This is a genomic window from Lactobacillus sp. B3795, assembly GCF_026535805.1.
Lineage (GTDB): Bacteria > Bacillota > Bacilli > Lactobacillales > Lactobacillaceae > Apilactobacillus > Apilactobacillus kunkeei_C.
Genome location: NZ_JAFNPE010000001.1, coordinates 97,599 through 114,622 on the forward strand (window position 1 = coordinate 97,599; position 17,024 = coordinate 114,622).

At 36.4% G+C, this 17,024-nt stretch carries 18 protein-coding genes; 9 read left to right on the plus strand and 9 right to left on the minus strand.

Annotation, left to right across the window (positions count from 1 at the left end; all coding sequences use genetic code 11):
* Positions 1–13: 13 nt before the first annotated feature.
* The 7 genes from J3U50_RS00450 to J3U50_RS00480 form a co-directional block, all read right to left on the minus strand.
* On the minus strand, positions 14–1,474 hold the full coding sequence (locus tag J3U50_RS00450) for an APC family permease (RefSeq protein ID WP_054608452.1): 1,461 nt from the start codon (positions 1,472–1,474) through the stop codon (positions 14–16).
* A gap of 200 nt (positions 1,475–1,674) precedes the next feature.
* Positions 1,675–2,997, minus strand: a complete 1,323-nt coding sequence (locus J3U50_RS00455; RefSeq protein WP_301945439.1) for an amino acid permease — start codon at positions 2,995–2,997, stop codon at positions 1,675–1,677.
* A 367-nt stretch (positions 2,998–3,364) separates the two neighbouring features.
* Complete coding sequence (locus tag J3U50_RS00460) at positions 3,365–4,687, minus strand: amino acid permease (RefSeq protein ID WP_301945440.1); 1,323 nt, start codon at positions 4,685–4,687, stop codon at positions 3,365–3,367.
* Between the two features lie 362 nt (positions 4,688–5,049).
* Positions 5,050–5,496, minus strand: a complete 447-nt coding sequence (locus J3U50_RS00465; protein WP_041153085.1) for a MarR family winged helix-turn-helix transcriptional regulator — start codon at positions 5,494–5,496, stop codon at positions 5,050–5,052.
* 156 nt (positions 5,497–5,652) lie between these two features.
* Positions 5,653–6,468, minus strand: a complete 816-nt coding sequence (locus tag J3U50_RS00470) for an ABC transporter permease (protein WP_054608451.1) — start codon at positions 6,466–6,468, stop codon at positions 5,653–5,655.
* 126 nt (positions 6,469–6,594) lie between these two features.
* A complete protein-coding gene (locus tag J3U50_RS00475; RefSeq protein WP_301945339.1) occupies positions 6,595–7,341 on the minus strand; it encodes an ABC transporter permease in 747 nt (248 codons plus the stop codon).
* Positions 7,341–8,255: an ABC transporter ATP-binding protein gene (locus tag J3U50_RS00480; RefSeq protein ID WP_301945340.1), complete on the minus strand. Its 915-nt coding sequence runs from the start codon at positions 8,253–8,255 to the stop codon at positions 7,341–7,343. Before J3U50_RS00480 ends, J3U50_RS00475 begins: the two co-directional genes overlap by 1 nt.
* Before the next feature lie 240 nt (positions 8,256–8,495).
* Between J3U50_RS00480 and J3U50_RS00485 the strand changes: the two genes are divergently transcribed.
* Together J3U50_RS00485 and J3U50_RS00490 are read left to right on the plus strand one after the other, a co-directional pair.
* Positions 8,496–9,068: a hypothetical protein gene (locus tag J3U50_RS00485; protein ID WP_301945341.1), complete on the plus strand. Its 573-nt coding sequence runs from the start codon at positions 8,496–8,498 to the stop codon at positions 9,066–9,068.
* 110 nt (positions 9,069–9,178) lie between these two features.
* Complete coding sequence (locus tag J3U50_RS00490) at positions 9,179–9,868, plus strand: hemolysin III family protein (RefSeq protein WP_301945342.1); 690 nt, start codon at positions 9,179–9,181, stop codon at positions 9,866–9,868.
* A 37-nt stretch (positions 9,869–9,905) separates the two neighbouring features.
* On the opposite strand, the gene J3U50_RS00495 is transcribed toward J3U50_RS00490, so the two are convergent.
* Positions 9,906–10,229, minus strand: coding sequence for a multidrug efflux SMR transporter (locus tag J3U50_RS00495; RefSeq protein ID WP_041153081.1), 324 nt, complete (start codon positions 10,227–10,229; stop codon positions 9,906–9,908).
* Positions 10,230–10,392: 163 nt separating this feature from the next.
* Here J3U50_RS00495 and J3U50_RS00500 point away from each other — a divergent pair, with 163 nt between their 5' ends.
* Positions 10,393–10,995 carry a nitroreductase family protein gene (locus J3U50_RS00500; protein ID WP_301945343.1) on the plus strand — a complete coding sequence of 201 codons (603 nt, stop codon included), beginning with the start codon at positions 10,393–10,395 and terminating at the stop codon, positions 10,993–10,995.
* Positions 10,996–11,054: 59 nt separating this feature from the next.
* Here the strand turns inward: J3U50_RS00500 and J3U50_RS00505 are convergent, their stop codons facing one another.
* Positions 11,055–12,362, minus strand: coding sequence for a DUF3290 family protein (locus J3U50_RS00505; RefSeq protein WP_301945344.1), 1,308 nt, complete (start codon positions 12,360–12,362; stop codon positions 11,055–11,057).
* Between the two features lie 203 nt (positions 12,363–12,565).
* On the opposite strand from J3U50_RS00505, the gene J3U50_RS07320 reads away from it, so the two are divergent.
* The 6 genes from J3U50_RS07320 to J3U50_RS00535 all read left to right on the plus strand — a co-directional run bounded on the left by J3U50_RS07320 (position 12,566) and on the right by J3U50_RS00535 (position 16,992).
* Positions 12,566–13,204 (plus strand): C40 family peptidase, encoded by a 639-nt coding sequence (locus J3U50_RS07320; RefSeq protein ID WP_368042529.1) that lies wholly within the window; start codon positions 12,566–12,568, stop codon positions 13,202–13,204.
* Positions 13,205–13,304: 100 nt separating this feature from the next.
* Positions 13,305–13,793, plus strand: a complete 489-nt coding sequence (locus tag J3U50_RS00515) for an MGMT family protein (RefSeq protein ID WP_301945345.1) — start codon at positions 13,305–13,307, stop codon at positions 13,791–13,793.
* 22 nt (positions 13,794–13,815) lie between these two features.
* Positions 13,816–14,283 carry a PH domain-containing protein gene (locus J3U50_RS00520; protein WP_301945346.1) on the plus strand — a complete coding sequence of 156 codons (468 nt, stop codon included), beginning with the start codon at positions 13,816–13,818 and terminating at the stop codon, positions 14,281–14,283.
* Entirely contained in the window at positions 14,273–15,739 is a 1,467-nt protein-coding gene (locus J3U50_RS00525; RefSeq protein WP_301945347.1) for a PH domain-containing protein, read from the plus strand. Before J3U50_RS00520 ends, J3U50_RS00525 begins: the two co-directional genes overlap by 11 nt.
* A 102-nt stretch (positions 15,740–15,841) precedes the next feature.
* Positions 15,842–16,186, plus strand: a complete 345-nt coding sequence (locus tag J3U50_RS00530; RefSeq protein WP_034532401.1) for an iron-sulfur cluster biosynthesis family protein — start codon at positions 15,842–15,844, stop codon at positions 16,184–16,186.
* Positions 16,187–16,341: 155 nt separating this feature from the next.
* Entirely contained in the window at positions 16,342–16,992 is a 651-nt protein-coding gene (locus J3U50_RS00535) for an SDR family oxidoreductase (protein WP_301945348.1), read from the plus strand.
* Positions 16,993–17,024 lie beyond the last annotated feature (32 nt).

The following is a 17,024-nucleotide window of genomic DNA, read 5'->3' on the forward strand; positions in this document are numbered from 1 at the left end:
TTTGTGGTTTTAATTATTCATTATCATTTGATTTAACTTCGGCTTGTTGGTTTCTAGTGTTATGGTGCATACCATATACGAAGTAGATAACCATACCGATGATGAACCATACAAGTGCATAAATCTTAGCGTCGTTGTCTAGACCCCAGAATACGGCTAGTGATGCTAGGAAACCTAGAGCAGGCATAACAGGGAAGAATGGTTCTTTGAAGCCAGGCATGTTGATGTCTTTTCCTTCACGTTTTCTAAGTGGGTAAATACCAATTGAAACGAACATGAAGGCAATCAATGTACCAGCTGAAATTAGTTGTGATAGGAATGTAAATGTTAGGAAGGCACCAATAACAACTGAGATAACAGTCATAGTAATGATTGCATTTAGTGGAAGGTGACTCTTCTTGTTAACCTTACCTAGGAATTTAGGTAGCATTCCATCTCTACCGAATGAGTATAGTAGACGTGAACCTGCCATCATCATACCGATTAGGGCAGTGAACATACCTACAACGGCAATAATTTGAACAACTGAAGCAACGATTGGGTGACCAGCTTGACGTAGGGCCCAACCAACTGGTTCTGCGTTACCAGCGTAGTTAGTGTACTTGAACATACCAACTAGGACTAGTGATACGGCAACGAATAGTGTAACAGCAATTACTAGGGAACCAATGATACCTCTAGGCATTGTCTTTTGAGGGTTCTTTGCTTCTGCTGAGTTTGCAGCAATTGAATCAAAACCAATGTATGATAGAAAAATTACTGAAACACCAGCGTAGATTCCACTGAAGCCACCAAAGTTAGTACCATCGGCATTAACATGGTGAGCAGGAATAAATGGAACGTAGTTTGCGAAGTGGATGGCAGTAGCACCGACAACGATAAATACTAATACGGCAGCTACCTTTAAAATTACTAATACATTTTCAACACGAGAAGTTTGCTTGTCACCACGTGTAATTAAGAACATTACGATCAAAATTACAACAACGGTACAAATATCAACTAATCCGCCTTTTGCACTGACAGGGTTAGCTAAGTATGTAGGGAAGTTAATTCCAAGTGGTGCAATTAGACCTCGGAAGTTAGCCGATAATCCAGCTGCAACAAAGGAAACAGCGATGAAGTATTCTGCTAGGAGTGCCCATCCGGCAACCCAACCCCAGAATTCTCCAAAAACAACGTTAATCCATGAATATGCAGAACCGGCAAACGGCATGGCTGAAGCCATTTCTGCGTAAGATAAAGCAACCAACCCAGCAACAATCGCTGCAAGTAAGAAAGAAATAGTTACCGCAGGACCTGCATTGTTTGCAGCCACGATACCAGGAAGGGTGAAGATAGCAGTAGAAACAATTGTTCCAACTCCTAAAGCAAGGAAATCCTTTGTAGTCAATGATCTGACCAAGTTAGAATCCTTTTGCTCATAGACACTAGGGTCTTCTTTTCGATTCATTCGTTTGAATAGATTCGCCATAAAAATTACCTCTTTTCGTATGTATAAACAAGATGGCATCTTGTTTATTAAAAAATGATTAGAAATTGATTATATTTTAATCGTTTTTGTTAATTTGTCAAATGTTGTTTGTAAATAATAAACAAACGTAACTAATATTTTAACATGAAAATAGCCACCCTTGAATAGCAAAAGGGTGGCTAAATTAGTTTTAATATGAATTATTTTGCTTTCTTATTAAATCTAACAAAGTATAGGATTGTCATTAATGCTAAGAAGACGATTCCTACAATCAATGGAATTCTTGTATCATCATTGAAGAACATAAATACTAAAGTAACGAATAGTACTAGTAATGTTAGATAGTTTGAGAAAGGTGCTAGTGGCATCTTAAATGGATGACCAATTAGTTTTTCAGGATGTTGCTTTCTAAACTTAAGTTCTGACATGATAATTACGAACCATGGAACCATACCTGGAAGAACAGATGAACTGTATACGTATACGAATACTTGGTTTGCTCCCTTGTAGAATAGAGGAAGAACTACGTTTAGAACAACTCCCAATAAAATACCAGTAGCAATTGAGATAACAGAGATGTATGGAACACCGTGCTTGTTAATCTTGTTGTATCTGTCAGGTAATTGACCTTGTTGTGCTAATAGGTATGACATACGGCTTGAACTGTAAATTGCTGAGTTAGAACCTGATAGAGCGGCTGTTAAAACAACAAAGTTAATGATTGAAGCTGCAGCAGTAATACCTACTTGTGAGAATGTTTCTACGAAAGGTGAACCAATGTTTGCAATCTTATCCCATGGGTAGATTGATAGCATTACGAAGATTGATCCAATGTAGAAGATTAAGATACGACCAATAGTGTCTTGGATAGCCTTAACTAAAGTCTTCTTAGGGTTTTCAGCTTCACCAGCAGTAACACCAATTAATTCGATTCCTTGGTAAGAAGCGAATACGATTGATAGTGCGAAGAAGAATCCTTTGAAACCACCAGTAAAGAATCCATGTGACCATAGGTTAGAAATACCAGTAGGGCCAACACCATTGAAACCTAAAACAATGATTACTAAACCGACAATGATCATTGCGATAATAGTAACAACCTTAATTAAAGCGAACCAGTATTCCAATTCACCAAAGGCACTAACTGAGATTAAGTTGGCAATACATAAGAATACTACCGCGATAATACCAGGTACCCAAGATGGAATTGATGGCCACCAGAATTGCATGTAAGTACCAATAGCAATCATTTCTGAAATACCAACAACAACCCATTGGAAGATGTTAGACCAAGCGGTCAAGTAACCGAACACGGGGTGCATGTATTCAGAAGCGAAATGTGAGAATGAACCACTAATTGGGTTATCGTATAACATTTCACCTAAAGCTCTCATAATTAGATATAAGAACACACCAGCAATTGCATATGCTAGCAATACAGAAGGACCAGTCCATTCGATTGTGGACTTGGCACCCATAAATAGACCAACCCCGATTGTTCCCCCAAGGGCGATCATTTGCATCTGTCTAGAACTTAATTTACGTTCTAGTTTCTTTTCTTGCTTTTCTTCTGCCAATATATTTCACCATCCTATAAGAAATTATGTAATAAAAAACCTAGTACTACATTGTCTATTGTACTAGGGTTTTTATAAAAATGAATAACCAATACAATATATTTAAATAATCTTTAAATAATCGCTAAAATTGCTGGCATATTGCATGGGTTTGACTTCACGACGATCTTGCTGACAATCGTTAAAAATTCCCCAGTAAGATTTTTACTTACATAATTCTAATGTTTATTATTTAAGAAATGTTATTACATATTAAAATTAATGTCAAGGAATTTAACAATTGATGAATTTTATTCAACAAACGTCTCACATCCTATTTGTTGTTTTGATTGAATTTTACGAAGTATAGAATTGTCATGATTAATAGGAAGAAGATTCCGATAATCAAAGGAATTCTAGTAGAAGGGTTAATGAACATGAACACCAAGGTAATTGCTAAGAAGATTAGCGTAATGTAATTACTGATAGGTGATAGTGGCATCTTGAATGGATGGTTCACTAATTCTTCTGGGTGTTGCTTTCTGAAACGAATTTGAGATACCAAGATAACGAACCATGGAACCATACCTGGTAGTACAGACGAACTGTAGACATATACGAAGATTTGGTTTGCTGATGGGAAGAAGATTGGTAGTAGGACGTTTAGGAATAGTCCAATTAGAATCCCTGCTGAAATACTAATTACTGAGACATATGGGACACCATGACGGTTTAACTTCTTGAATACCTTTGGAAGTTGACCTTCTTCAGATAGTAAGAATTCCATACGACTAGCACTGTAAATTCCTGAGTTAGATCCTGATAGTGCAGCGGTTACCACAACGAAGTTAATGATTGAAGCAGCCGCGGTGATACCTACCTGTGAGAATGTTTCTACGAAAGGTGAACCGATTTGGCTAATCTTGTCCCAAGGATAAATACTTAGGATAACGAAAATGGCACCGATGTAGAAGATTAGGATACGACCAATGGTATCTTGAATGGCCTTCACTAGTGTTTGCTTAGGATTTTCAGCTTCACCGGCAGTCACACCAATTAATTCGATTCCTTGGTATGAGGCAATTACAATTGCTAGGGCGAAGAAGAATCCTTTAAAACCGTTTGCGAAGAAACCATGACTCCAAATGTTTGAGATACCAGTAGGGTGAATACCATTAAAACCAAAGACAATGATGACCAAACCAATGATGATCATGGCAATGATGGTAACAACTTTGACTAGGGCGAACCAGTATTCTAGTTCACCAAAGGCACTTACTGATACTAAGTTGGCAATACATAGGAAGACAATGGCGATGATTCCTGGTAACCAGGTTGGTAAATGAGGCCACCAGAATTGCATGTATGTACCAATCGCAATTACTTCTGAGATTCCAACAACGATGTATTGGAAGACATTACTCCATGCGGTTAAGTAACCGAAAACGGGGTGTAGGTATTCTGAGGCAAATTGTGAGAATGATCCAGTAACTGGATGTACATATAACATTTCACCTAGCGCACGCATGATTAGGTATAGGAATAATCCTGCGATTGCGTAGTCTAGTAACACGGAGGGACCAGTCCAACCGATTGTGGACTTGGCACCCATGAATAGGCCAACCCCGATAGTTCCACCTAGCGCAATCATTTTCATATGACGGGCGCTAAGCTTTCTTTCTAACTTATCATTATTTTCTGACAATACTTCCACCTTCTTGAATTTATTTGAGGTGGGGAAACAAAAAACGCCTCTGACACTTATGTGTCAGGGACGTTAGTATTAACGTGGTTCCACCCATCTTTAGCACTACGGTTAAGTCCATAATGCCCTCATATTAGTCATTAAAAATAATATCGATTTAATAGAAGAGAAAAGTGGTAACTATTTGAATGCGATAGATTACTTACAGAAAAATGTAATCCTCTCTGGAAAGCACCATCAAATAGACATGTCTTTTCTTAACAACTAATATTGTATACTCATAAAAGACAGGTGTCAATTAAATAGTGACAAAACTATTTGTCGTTTTCGTTAGTTTTTTCCAAACGGTGTTGTAAATCAACAATGGTGTCCATTGCGTCAGCGAATTCGTCATCGCTGTAGTTTAGACGGTTTAAGCAACCTTGAACTGATTCCAAGATTGGTTCTTTGTTGTCCTTACCTAATTGTGTTAAGTGAATTAGGACGCGACGTTCATCAGCTTTATCACGGTTTCTGGTAATCCAGCCAGCTTTTTCAAGACGTTTTAATAGAGGAGTCAAAGTACCGTTAGAAAGACCTAGCTTTTGGCTTAGGTAGTTAACAGTCACTCCGTCGTTTTCCCATAGTGATAATAGTGTAATGTATTGAACGTATGTTAAGTTGAATTTTTCTAGAGGTTCTTGATAGAACTTGTTGAATAGTTGATGTGCACGAGAAATTTGGAAACAAATTTGATCGTTTAGAGTTACTTCTTTTGGCATAATGCAAAACTCCTTTCTTTCGTTCGGTGGATTTTGTCTAGCAAATGATTATATTGTATACAATATTAAAGAATATCACTAAATTGAAATTGGTCAACAAAATAGGCACTGTGATTTTACTCACGGTGCCTATTTGAGTGCAATATATAAGGAATATTATGCAGTTTGTAATTTTTGCTTTTTGTTTTTCTTAGCTTGGCGTTTTGCGATTAGTTCATCATCTGTTTTGAACTTTCTGATAAAGACAAAGATGATAAATCCAATTACAAAGAAGATACCGGCGTAAACAATTGAACCGGCAATGATTTGGTTCAATGTTAGACGAGTCATCATGTGCTTCATACCATCTTGAATTTGTTTTTCAACGAAGAAGAAGTTGAATGGGTTCCAAATTAGTTGACGGTTGTTGTAAATGAAGATCATGAAGATTCCGGCAATGATTTCTGTAATGTAGTTTAATGCAACACCGAAAGCGATGGCACCGTACCAAGTCTTACAAAAACCGATAACCATGATTACGAATGATTCAAAAATGAATACGTAAGCAATGTTACCTAATGTTGCCCATTGTAATTCTTGTGCTAGCTTACCAGCAAAGGCACTTTCAGGAAATACAAGGTACTTCATGAAGATGATGGTTAGAACTGATAGGGCAAGTAGGATGAAGTATCCAATCATGCAAGTGAAAATCTTCGAGAAGAAGATGGTAATCTTGCTGTGGTTTTCCATATTTTTACGAACTTGTTTGTTACTGTCGACACCTGCAAATCTGGTTGCAGTAATGATAGTAGCAAGTAGTTCGATTACAGGAGTAATTCCACCAAATGAGTTCATTAGTTTGTAACCATCTAAGGTTCTAGTGTCTTTACCAATAACAGCCATTAGGATAGTAACGATAACTAAGAAAACTGCCATTGCAAGAAAAATAAGACGATTTTTCTTGTTCATTTCTTGTTTTAATAAATCAACCAATATGTTGGCCTCCAAATCTTTATTCGAAATTAATCAATAACAAGAGTTTATCACTTTTAGGCCGTTCATTCCAATAAAAAAAGCGACTAACCAATAATTAAGTCGCTTTTTTCTACTATATTATTATTAGACATTACGACGGTTGTAAACAACGTAAGTAATTAATAGGAAGATAATTCCCCAAATGATTGATCCAACTTCTAATTGAGTTACTGACAATCTTGATAATTGTGAGTATTCAGGAATTGAGTATTGTCTTAGGATGTTTAAGAAGTTAAGTGGGTTGTACTTAATCCATTCCATCTTGTCTACAAGAATGTTTAAGAATACGTTAATAACATTTGATACGAAGTAGAAGACGATACCAAAAGCAATCGCAACAGCGTTACTCTTAAAGATGTTACTGATTAATAGGACGATAGAAAGCATTAAGAATAGGTAGAAAGCCATTCCGATAAGGTATCCGAAAATATCATGCCATAGGAATGCACGGTTTTCATTGAATAATACATTTGCAATTGCAGTTGAAATAAAAGTGATTACTACAAGGTAAACAAACATAAATACCATAGTGATTAGTTTGGAAATTAAAATCTTACCACGAGAGAATTGACGAGCAAATAGGTACTTAACAGTGTTGTTTGCGAAATCCTTAGTTAATAATGAACTAGCAAAAACAATCATCGCGATTAAAACCATTGATAGTCCATTACCAAAAACTCGTCCACTGGTATTTATAGCACTAAGAGCAGTTCCACCGTTGTGATAGAAGTATCCACTTAGTAGAGTGATTGCTAGAACAACGATACCCCAGCCAATGTAAAACTTACCGTGTAATTGTTTGTATAGTTCTTGTCTGATTAAAGTTAACATTATTTAGCCTCCTTGTTGTTATCGCTTGATAGAAGCTTCAATAGTGATTCTTCTAGGTCAGTTTGGTTTCTTGAAACATTTTCAATTTCGATTCCTGCTTGGTTCAATGCTGATAGACCAGCGTTCATTGCAGTTGAATCATTGTTGTCTTCGATTTCAACAGTCTTATCGTAAATAGTGGCAGTAAAACCTGCTGCTTCAAGAGCACTCTTAGCAGCGTCAGTGTCTTTAACTTCGAACTTAATAGTCTTAGGACCTTCTGATAGGAATGACTTAGCGTCTGACTTCTTGATTACCTTACCGTGGTTAATTACTACATAGTAATCAGCGATACGTGATAATTCATCAAGTAAGTGACTTGAGATAAGGATACTAATGCCACGTTTTGATAGTTTTACAAGTAGGTCACGTAAATCATGAGTTGATTGAGGATCTAGACCGTTCATAGGTTCATCTAGGATAAGTAGCTTAGGGTGGTTAAGCAATGAAATGGCAATTCCTAGACGTTGCTTCATACCTAATGAGTACTTCTTAGCCTTACGATCGGCAAATTCAGTGATTTGAGTTTCTTCCATAATTTCTTGCATTTCTTCAGCGGTGGTAGAACCGTCATTGAAAAGCTTTAGGTTTTGACGACCAGTTAGGTTCAAGTATGGAGCAGGTGATTCAATCATTGAACCAACGTTTTCTAGACTGCTACGCTTGTTTTTAGTTAATTCTTTTCCATCAATTTTAATGTTACCTGAGTTGTAGTCGGTTAGACCAACAATGCTCTTCATAATAGTAGACTTACCAGCACCGTTTGGTCCGATTAGACCAAGAATGGTACCTGGTTCGATATCAAATGAAACATCGAATAGTGCTTGTTTTCTTCCGAAGAACTTGTTTAAACTTTGAACTTCAAGAGTTTTCATAGTGCATCTCCTTATAATGATAGTTAATTACTTATGTAACTAACTGTATACATTTTTCTTTTAAAAGTCAATTCTTTTTCATGAATCTTAAAAAAGTCTTAAGAGCTTTCAGATCAGACTTAAAGGTAGTTTTGTTTCACGTCTGAAATAAAATGTAACATTACTGTAACATAACTCTAACAAGATAGTAAAACTGGTTAGTTATGTTATTCAAGTAATTTTAAGGAGGGAAAACATTATATGCATTCGAATAATAAGATGATTACCTTTGCAGTATTGGTATCATTATTGATTGCGACATTGTTTTTAATACCACAAACCGCAAAAGCTGATTCAGTTGCTACACCAACTACACCAGCTCAAACAAAGACCGTTCAAGGAACCGCTAAGAAGAAAGCTGCTAAACATGTTAAAAAGGTACGTAAACACAAGAAAGTATCTAAGAAGGCTAAGAAAGTAGCAAGAACTCACAAGAAAGCAGCTAAGAAACACACTGTAAAACGTGTTAAGAAGCATGCCGTAAAGAAAATTGTTAGTTCAAGACGTATCAAGAAACACTCAACTTACAAAGTAAGAAAACATTTATCAAGAGCAAACGCTGCTGCTAAAGCATGGATTGCTAACCATGAATCAGGTGGATCATACACCGCCTCAAACGGTTCATGTTACGGTAAATACCAATTATTAATCAGTTACTACGGTGGTAACTTATCTCATAAGAACCAAGAACGTACTGCTAACAACTACGTTAAGAGTCGTTACGGATCATGGGTAAATGCCAAATCATTCTGGTTATCACATAACTGGTATTAATAAAAAGAACCCCGAATAGGGTTCTTTTTTTATACTCTTTAACATCTAGTATTGAAAACTAGATTACATAGTTATATAATTAAATAAACATTAATTGAGGTACTTTATTTATGAACAACGACTTAAAACAAAAGACTACCGATTCAGTTAAGCAAAAGTTTAACTGGATTAAGGATAAAACATACTACCTATTAAACGAAATCTTTAGTGCAATCACCCACGGAATTGGGGAACTACTTGCTATAATTGGTGCTGTCGCATTGATTATTCATGGTGTTCACGTTGGTGGGGCAATGAGAATTACTAGTTTTGTCATTTACTCAATCACATTAGTAGTTTTCTACATTGCTTCTACCATGTTTCATAGTCTATATTTTACGCGTGTCGAAAAGCTATTCCAAATCTTTGATCACTCAGCAATCTACCTACTTATTGCTGGAAGCTACACACCATACTGCCTAATCGCAATTGGTGGTTGGCTAGGTTGGGTTATCCTAACAGTAATCTGGATTATGACTGTGTTAGGAATCATCTACAAGGCATTGTGGATGGGTAAATTAAAGACACTTTCTACTGTTATCTACGTTGTAATGGGGTGGATGTGCCTACTAGGAATCGTCAAACTATATGATTACCTAGGAATTCACGGTTTCTTATTACTACTATTTGGTGGCATCGCATTTACTGTGGGTGCATTAATCTACAGTATTCCAAGAATTCCATTTGGCCACGTCATTTGGCACGTCTTTGTAATGATTGGGACCATCTTAATGTACTTCTCAATTTATTTCTATGTATAAAAAATAACGCTAGGTTAGATATTCTAACTTAGCGTTTTTATTTTGCACTGAATAGGTTTAACAAAACGACACCGATGATGATAAAGACAATACCAATCATGCTCATGACGTTAATTTGTTCCTTGTACACTAAAGATGCGATTGCGGTGGTGGCAAGAATTCCTAATGCACTCCAGTTAGCGTAGGCGATGTTTAGCGGAATCTTAACCATCGCAATTGATAAAAAGTAAAAACATAGTGCGAATGAAATTAGCGATCCGATTGTTGGCAGTATCTTAGTAAAACCCATCGACATCTTTAATAGGTTTGTACCGATGAGTTCACCAATAATAGCGAGCGCTAGAAATAAGTAATAAAACATATTAATTTACCTCATCGAAAAATAATATTATGCTGATACTTAAATAATATCACTTAACTTTTTATTTGTTCATTAAAAAATTTGAACAAAAAGGTTTACTAACTAAAAGTAAGTGATATAATATAAATTAATCAATCAGATATGACAAAAGGAGAGACTTAACATGAAAACAGAATTACTAGATTTACAAAAGAACCGTCGTACTATTTACGCTTTAGGTCGTAACGTTGAACAAAGCCAAGATGAATTAGCAAACTTCATCAAAGCTTCAATCAAGGAAGCTCCATCAGCTTTCAACAGCCAATCAACTCGTGCCGTTATCCTATTTAACGACAACCAAGACAAGGTATGGGACATTACTTTAGACAACTTAAAGCCACACTTAAAGAGTGATGATGCTCTAAAGGCAACTACTGACAAGATCAACGGTTTCAAGAATGGTTACGCAACTATCCTATTCTTCACTGACATGGACGTTGTTCACGGTCTAGAAAAGAACTTCCCAGCATACGCTGACAACTTCTACGACTGGTCAGAACAAGCTCAAGGTAACGCACAATACGCTGTATGGACTGGTTTAGCTGAAAACGGCCTAGGTGCTAACCTACAACATTACAACCCACTAATCGACGAAGACGTTGCTAAGGAATTCGATATTCCAGCTAGCTGGAGATTACGTGGTGAAATGGTATTCGGTTCAATCGAAGCACCTGCACAATCAAAGGATTACATGGACGACGAAGATCGTTTCAAGGTATTCAAGTAAGAACAATCCCAATAAATAAAAATATAAATAAAAAAGATAGGTCGTATGACCTATCTTTTTTATTGTTGTTTTGTTCCTTTTGTACCACGTTGGTTAGTAGGCTTCTTGTCATCTTTGTTTGACTTATCACCTAAATGACGCTTCTTTGAAAGTTCCTTAAGTTGTTGTAATGCCTTCGCATTCTTAATGCTTTCAGGTGTTAGCTTGTGGTTGTGGGAGAAGTTTTCAACACGTTCGCCCAATTCGTAGTACCAAGGGCGAGTCTTGTGAGTAGGATATGGAATGATTACCAAGTGATCCTCAACATATTGACCTAGGTAAATTTGGGCAATTTCTTTGTGTGAATCCTTCGCTAATTGTTCAATCCAGTCCATGTCGTGGCCCATCTTTTCTAGGACTTCGGCATTAACTGTCCCATCTGTAATGATAGGGTAGCTTAGTGATTCATCACCGAATGTGGTAACAGTAAGTTGTCCATTTTGTTCTAGGACAGCTGACTTAACGTCTTGGAAATTGCTAATCCCCTTAGTTCTTAGTTTGAATGCTAAATCGGCTGCCGACATACCATTCTTTAGGGCAGTATCAACGTTAACGATACCGTTGGTAATGATGTTTTGTGGTTCACCATTGAAAATCCGATGGAATATCGAGAACTGACGACTAAGGATACGACTGGTAAAGATAACCAATGACCAGATTAACAATACGATGAAGAATTGTAGTGTGCTGATTTGTTGGTTGTAAATCATACCCCCGATGATACCCCCAAGAACATAGTTTTGAATTTGATCAACCGCGTTAGAAGGAGCCAAGTTTCCTTTACCAGAAATGTTAATTTGAATTACTAATACGACGAATCCGATTAAGAACTTAAATAGGATTACCAAGTATTCCTTGTTCAAGTCACCAATTTGAAGTGATGGTTTGTCGTGATAAGTAATATTGGTAGGAATTAATTGGATTGGTTGAAGTTGGTAACTGTTAAAACTGGAGTTGAAAGTTGCTTGGTAGAACTTATCGCCAACCTTAACGGTCATGCCATTAGTTAATTGAGGGGAGCTAACGTAAATCTTTGATGTAGAAATATGTTTGCTTCGACTAATGGCCTTAACCATTTCAGTAGTTTGAGAATTTTGCGACGAAGAGTTGCGTTGTTGCAAAATATTACTGAATCCGATACTGATTGATAGTATCGCAATCAAAATCATGGTAATAAATATGTCACGATATTTTAAGTTGGTTCTATCGCGCATGTATTTAAAACCGTTAAAAATAATCATTAATCCAACAATTACCGCTAGTGCTAATAACAAATATGTAACGATAGTATTTGGATGGATTAAGTAGTCATATGAATATAAATCCATGAAATCACCTTATTCTTAAAAGTTGTTAAGTATAGTTCTAATTATAGAACGATTTATATTATAAAACCATTGGATGTAACATTTAGGTAACATTTTTTCATGTTTTTGAAATACTTTTGTTCCTGTTATGTAGCATTTTGTAGCTATACTTTAGTCATAAGTTAAGAAAGTATAAAATTTTTAAAAGCGGGGAATAAAGTGCTATGAACAAAACAAAAACGAAAAAGACAATCATGTTAATAATGTTGACTGTTTTGGCGATGGCTACATTGTTTGCAACCGATGTTACCAACGCAAGCGCTAGCAAAGTTCATCATAAGAGAACACACAAGGTATACAAAAAGAAGAAGGCTAAGAAGCGTCACGTCGCAAAGAAGCCTAATCATAAGAAGAAAACCAGAAAAGTGGCCTACAAGAAACCAGCTGCTAAGAAGAAAGCACGTAAGGTTGTTAAGAAGGTTACACACAAGAAGGCTCGTAAGTCAGGATTCTCAAGTCTATATAGATCAGCTTCAAGTAAGTTAGGTCACCCATATGTATATGGTGCCGTGGGTCCATATAGCTTTGATTGTTCTGGTTTTACCCAATATGCTTACCGTCATGGTGCGCACAAATACTTGGCAAGAACAGCCCAAATGCAATACAACACCAACAGACATGTAAGTAGAAAACACATCAAAAAAGGTGATTTGGTATTCTTTGGTTACAGTCGTAATTCAATTTACCACGTAGGTATTTACATTGGTCATGACAGAATGATCGATGCACAAAACCGTGGTGTTATTACAGAAAAGATTCATGAACCTTGGTGGCCAGTTGCTGGCTACGCTCGAGTAGCTTAATACTTTAAAAGACACGACATAGCGTCGTGTCTTTTTTTGTCTAAAACCAAAACTAAGTTATGGTAAGATATTAATAATACTAGAGATAGGAAGGATACCAATGGAAAAACTATACTGGGATCAAGTCGAATACAAAAAGCAAAAAATCTATTTTACCTGTACCAGAAAGGGGATTAACTTCATTAATAACCCCAATACAGGAATTTCCAATATTTATAACTTTTACCCTAAATTAGATGCTGAATTCGTATTTAATCGTAGGAAAACAGAAGAATACAAAATTCAACTTCGCGAATACATCGATGGAACTCGCAGACACTTTGAGGTACCAGTCGATTTATCAACTAGCGAATTAAACGAACAAATCTATCAAAAGATTGATGATATCAATTATGGCGATACCATGGATATCAAGGAGTTCTGTGATACATATGGCTTTAAGGAGTCAGACGTACAAGATGCAGTGGTTACTAATCCGTTAATTCTGATTATTCCAACCCATCGTATTTTAAACGTCGACTATTCAGAAGGCTACCGTAAGTTAGCCGACTTTAACAACTTGTTACTAGATTTAGAGAGAATAAAATAGCAACATCGAGGAGAGAATATAAATGAAGAAACTACCTGAGAGCGTCAAAACAGTATGGTTATATTCAGCCATTATTACTATTATTGTCGAAATCATTATCTTCACCATTGCCACAATTGTCGTGAAGTATTTGGACTGGAAATACGTTGAATACATCCTACCTGTCTTAGGAATCATTTTAGTGTTATTGGCGCTAGTGGACATGATTTCAATCCCATACCGTTATGCTTTTCATCAATACGCCATCTATGAAGATCGTGTTGAAATAAAAAAAGGTTTTATCTTTAGAGAACAAGCCACTGTTCCGATTGCTCGTGTGCAAAACGTTGATATCGAACAAGGCCCAATTCTAAGACATAAGAACCTGTATGAGATTAGCATTTATACTTCTGCTGACAGTCATGAAATTGCTGCAGTAACCAAGGAAGAATCAGAAAACATTAAGACCCAAGTGATGAGATTAGCGATGGAGGCCAGAAATGCAAGATAAGCACCTAAGTCCATTAAACTTAGTGAGTCGTCTTGAAGACACCTTGTTAGCGATGTTTTTAGCTTCTTTTATTGGCAATCCATTACACATTAATAGCTTTAAATTAGGAATTATATTCGTAATTGTTACGATAATATGGGACATTCTTTCATACCTTTGTTTTACCTATTCAATTGAAGATAAACAAATCGTAATCAAGAAGGGTGTTATCTTCAAAAAAGTCATCCACGTTCCATACGCCAGAATCCAATCGATTGAACACAGTCAGTTCTTTTTATTTAGACCCTTTGACGTTGAAAAACTACAAATTAACAACGCTAGCAAGAGTGGTTCTCGCGATCAAATCATTTTGAGTGCTGTTAAGACTTATGTTGGTGCGATTTTAGAAGAAAAGCACAAACAATACCAAAACCAAGATATTGATGATAACGATGAAGTAGAAAAGACTGAGGTTGCAAAGATTGAGGATAAGGCCGAAGAAGAAACAACTAAAAGCAGTGATTATGCTCAATACAAGATTTCTACTAAGGACATTGCGCTATATACCTTTACTAGTTTTAGGGTCTTCATTACGATGTTTTTGATTGCCCACATTACCCATGGGGCAGTGTTAGATTTCGCTATTAGCATCTACCAAAAGGGCTTTGGCTCTAACATGGTTAGCTTGATTGCCTTCTCAATCATGGCGATTATAATCGCGTTATTACTATCGTTTATCTACACGATGTTTCAATTCTATGATTTTACCCTGGTAAAAGAGGGTAAGTATCTTGAATACGAAAAGGGACTATTTACTAGAAACAAGGTTCGACTATCCACCGATAGAATTCAAAGTGTTTTGGTAGAGCAAAATGTGATGGGAAAGCTGCTAAAGATTATGACCGTCAAGATTATCATGGCTTCAGACGGGAATGACGCTGAATCATCACAAGCGGTGGTATTACCAATCCTAAATTCACACAAGTACACTGAAATGATGAATGATTTCTTTGAATGGATACCGTTAAAAACGGTCAAAAAATTCAATTCCCGTAAACGATCAATCTGGTTGTTCTTCAGAAATTTTGATTGGATATTGTTAATCATACCAATCGTGATTTACTTTGTTGGTTGGACAACATTATCAGATTCCTTAGTTGTAATCGGTGTTTTTACTTTCTTTTACACTTTAGGTAATGCATACTTTAAGTACCGGGTTAGTTCAATTGGGTTAACAGGTGATACTAAAGATGATTACCTGATTGTATCCAACGGCTTTTTATTCAAACAAAGGACTTATTATGTTGGATGGCACGAAATTCAAAGTATGCGCTTTGAATCTAGCGTGTTCATGAAGAGAAATAACCTGGCCCACATCGTTATCAGGATTAGAAAAGGTGACTCTGCGCAAATTGCCGGAGTTCATTATATTGATTATGACGGTGCTAAAAAGATTTATGATTGGTACCGCCAATAAAAAATAGCGTAAAATTTAATTAAATCGTGTACAAACTATTGACACAAGATTTTATTCGAGTATCATAGGTACTTGTAATATAAATGAAGGGGGTTCATTTTTATGAAACTAACTATTACAGATGCAGCAAAAGAAAAGATTCAAAACAAAGTACAAGGCGACGCAAAGTTCTTCTTGAGCTTAGATGATGGTGTTGGAAATTACTCTGACGCAGGTTCATGTGCGATTGATACATCTTTTGACTTGATTGCAGTTGACCCTGATTTAGAAGACAAAGACTTTAACGCAAGTATGGATTCAGACTTAGGACCTATCTACTACAAAGACTACAGTGGATCATTCCTAGAACAAAACTTGAAATTCGACGTTATGTACAATGCATTAATCCTATCTGGTGACTCAGGAATGATTGATGGTAACGTTCCAGTTATTGATAAAAGAAAATAAAAACAATTAATTAAAGACAAAACGCTTAAAAAAACAATTATGGTAAAAAGACGACTATCTTAGATGGTCGTCTTTTTTTGAGCAAATCGTTTTATGAGTATTACCATTCTTGATAGAATTACTATTAATAAGTAAGTATGGAAAGGATGAATATAATGAGTAACGTTTTAGTAATTGGGGCCCATGGCCACGTTGGTATTCATATGGTAGAAAAGTTAGGTAAAGCAGGAGATAACGTTTTTGCCGGAGTAAGAAGCGACAAGCAATTCGCTGAATACAAGGATATGGAAAATGTTTCACCAGTTATCTTTGATTTAAACGGCACAATTGAAGACATGGCTAAGGTTTACACTAACAACGCCATTGATAAGATTGTCTTCTCAGCTGGTTCAGGTGGTGCTACCGGAGATGATCAAACATTGATTATCGATTTAGACGGTGCCGTAAAGTCAATGCTAGCTGCTAAACAAGCTGGCATTACTCGCTACTTCATGGTTAGTGCCATGGGTGCTGACGATAGAAGCTTCTGGGCTGATTCTGGTTTGCATGGCTACTACATCGCCAAACACTACGCAGACGTTGAACTAAGAAATAGTGGCCTAGAATACACCATTGTTAGACCATCAGCTTTAACCAACGATGAAGAAACTGGTAAGGTCGATGTAATCGAACAACGAGTAGCTGGAATGAACATTCCTAGAAGAGATGTTGCTAACTTCGTTGTTGCTGTATTACACGACGACAAGACCATTAACCACATTTATGAAATCACAAGTGGAAGTAGCGACATTAACGCTGTTCTATAATAATTAACTTGTCTAAGTAGTTTTCATATGAT

What these genes read in the sequence shown, in the direction of transcription:
- J3U50_RS00500 (WP_301945343.1), top strand. Translation starts at nt 10,393, where the DNA reads ATGAAAACAGAATTACTAGATTTACAAAAGAACCGTCGTACTATTTAC.
- J3U50_RS00515 (WP_301945345.1), top strand. Translation starts at nt 13,305, where the DNA reads ATGGAAAAACTATACTGGGATCAAGTCGAATACAAAAAGCAAAAAATC.
- J3U50_RS00485 (WP_301945341.1), top strand. Translation starts at nt 8,496, where the DNA reads ATGCATTCGAATAATAAGATGATTACCTTTGCAGTATTGGTATCATTA.
- J3U50_RS00520 (WP_301945346.1), top strand. Translation starts at nt 13,816, where the DNA reads ATGAAGAAACTACCTGAGAGCGTCAAAACAGTATGGTTATATTCAGCC.
- J3U50_RS00450 (WP_054608452.1), bottom strand. Translation starts at nt 1,474, where the DNA reads ATGGCGAATCTATTCAAACGAATGAATCGAAAAGAAGACCCTAGTGTC.
- J3U50_RS00530 (WP_034532401.1), top strand. Translation starts at nt 15,842, where the DNA reads ATGAAACTAACTATTACAGATGCAGCAAAAGAAAAGATTCAAAACAAA.
- J3U50_RS07320 (WP_368042529.1), top strand. Translation starts at nt 12,566, where the DNA reads ATGAACAAAACAAAAACGAAAAAGACAATCATGTTAATAATGTTGACT.
- J3U50_RS00455 (WP_301945439.1), bottom strand. Translation starts at nt 2,997, where the DNA reads ATGCAAATGATCGCCCTTGGGGGAACAATCGGGGTTGGTCTATTTATG.
- J3U50_RS00465 (WP_041153085.1), bottom strand. Translation starts at nt 5,496, where the DNA reads ATGCCAAAAGAAGTAACTCTAAACGATCAAATTTGTTTCCAAATTTCT.
- J3U50_RS00460 (WP_301945440.1), bottom strand. Translation starts at nt 4,687, where the DNA reads ATGAAAATGATTGCGCTAGGTGGAACTATCGGGGTTGGCCTATTCATG.
- J3U50_RS00475 (WP_301945339.1), bottom strand. Translation starts at nt 7,341, where the DNA reads ATGTTAACTTTAATCAGACAAGAACTATACAAACAATTACACGGTAAG.
- J3U50_RS00490 (WP_301945342.1), top strand. Translation starts at nt 9,179, where the DNA reads ATGAACAACGACTTAAAACAAAAGACTACCGATTCAGTTAAGCAAAAG.
- J3U50_RS00495 (WP_041153081.1), bottom strand. Translation starts at nt 10,229, where the DNA reads ATGTTTTATTACTTATTTCTAGCGCTCGCTATTATTGGTGAACTCATC.
- J3U50_RS00480 (WP_301945340.1), bottom strand. Translation starts at nt 8,255, where the DNA reads ATGAAAACTCTTGAAGTTCAAAGTTTAAACAAGTTCTTCGGAAGAAAA.
- J3U50_RS00535 (WP_301945348.1), top strand. Translation starts at nt 16,342, where the DNA reads ATGAGTAACGTTTTAGTAATTGGGGCCCATGGCCACGTTGGTATTCAT.
- J3U50_RS00525 (WP_301945347.1), top strand. Translation starts at nt 14,273, where the DNA reads ATGCAAGATAAGCACCTAAGTCCATTAAACTTAGTGAGTCGTCTTGAA.
- J3U50_RS00505 (WP_301945344.1), bottom strand. Translation starts at nt 12,362, where the DNA reads ATGGATTTATATTCATATGACTACTTAATCCATCCAAATACTATCGTT.